The following is a 203-nucleotide window of genomic DNA, read 5'->3' on the forward strand; positions in this document are numbered from 1 at the left end:
TCTTCTTTTATTTTTTTATCAGATGTGTGGCTTAATAGCTCAGTTTCGACTGCACCAGGAGCAATTATTGTGACTCTTATATTGTGCTTTGAAAGCTCTTCTCTTAAATTCTCACTCATTCCATGTACAGCAAATTTGGTACCAACATAAACAGTATGGTTAGGAAAAGTTTTGCGTCCGGCGACTGAGCTGATATTTATTAT

1 protein-coding gene is annotated in these 203 nt (G+C 36.0%); it reads right to left on the reverse strand.

Going from position 1 to position 203, the window contains the following annotated elements:
• Window positions 1-203: SDR family oxidoreductase (locus AAC147_RS11655; protein ID WP_047686669.1), on the reverse strand; the 203-nt coding region annotated here is incomplete at both ends.

It is taken from the genome of Xenorhabdus sp. NBAII XenSa04 (assembly GCF_963866145.1).
In the GTDB taxonomy this organism is placed as follows: Bacteria; Pseudomonadota; Gammaproteobacteria; order Enterobacterales; family Enterobacteriaceae; genus Xenorhabdus; species Xenorhabdus indica.